Here is a 963-nt window from a genome sequence, read left to right as displayed (position 1 = left end):
AAGTGGGCCGTCCGTGGCCTGACACGGAGCGCGGCGATCGAGCTGGGCCCGGACAAGATCCGGGTCAACAGCATCTTCCCCGGCCCGATCGACACGCCCATGCTGGCCCTGAACTCGGACGAGACAAATGAACGGCTGCTCTCGCGCAATCCTTCCGGGCGTAAAGGCCACCCCAGCGAGATCGCCGCAGCGACACTATTCCTCGCCTCGGACGCCGCCAGTTACATCTCCGGGGCAGAGTTGGCAGTGGACGGCGGCTCGGCCGCATGAGATGACTCATCGTGGCTAGTCTCACCCACAGACACAGCCACGTCCGGTCTCCGTGCCTCGCGGCGCTGATCGGACAACACCTCAAGCAGTCGTCGCAGCTCACGTTGGTCGGCCGGCGTGAGCGCGCCGAACCATTCCTCCTCGAGGGCTGCCTGGCGGCGGATGCCGTCCTCAATCGCGCCGCGGCCGGCCGTGGTGAGCTCGATCATCATCATCCGCCGGTCCACCTCACCTCTGGTCCTCGTGACCATACCGTCGCGCTCGAGCGTCTTCAGTGCACTCCAAATGGTGGCGCGCGACGCCCCGGAGAGCCTCGCGACCTCCCGGGCCTCGGTAGCACCGACCGCCCACAAGAGGTTCATGATCCGGAAGCCTGCCCATGTCCACCCGTACGGACGGTGCAGGGTCTCGAAGTCCTGGCCCAGACGGTTCATCAACCGGGTCAAGTTGAAGACGAGTTCAGAACGGTCGATCGATGAAACGTCAATGAGCTTCTCGTCACGGTGCCGTTGACGGATCAGGTCCCGGAACGAACGGACTGACACCTGGGGCAAATTACTGGCAGTCACTCGACGCCCCCTCCTCCTGCGTGCCTAGATCCGGCGTGCCCGACACGAGAACGTGCGAGGTCACCAGGTGAGAATACATACCTCAACTCTCAACCACGAAACTCCCTGAAGGGCGGCCGGGGGA

General features: G+C 64.3%; 2 protein-coding genes. One reads left to right on the top strand and one right to left on the bottom strand.

Annotated features, from left to right (window positions below):
- Nucleotides 1–270 (top strand): SDR family NAD(P)-dependent oxidoreductase (locus tag FNL14_RS17600; RefSeq protein ID WP_142062579.1); only part of this gene is annotated, 270 nt, incomplete at its 5' end.
- Here FNL14_RS17600 and FNL14_RS17595 read toward each other — a convergent pair.
- Nucleotides 222–839 (bottom strand): MarR family winged helix-turn-helix transcriptional regulator, encoded by a 618-nt coding sequence (locus FNL14_RS17595; RefSeq protein WP_142062576.1) that lies wholly within the window; start codon nt 837–839, stop codon nt 222–224. The two genes, FNL14_RS17600 and FNL14_RS17595, sit on opposite strands and share 49 nt — an antisense overlap.
- Nucleotides 840–963 lie beyond the last annotated feature (124 nt).

Source organism: Pseudarthrobacter sp. B4EP4b, assembly GCF_006680095.1.
Lineage (GTDB): Bacteria > Actinomycetota > Actinomycetes > Actinomycetales > Micrococcaceae > Arthrobacter.
Note: the sequence above shows the minus strand (reverse complement) of the source record. Positions and strands in the feature narration are given on the sequence as shown.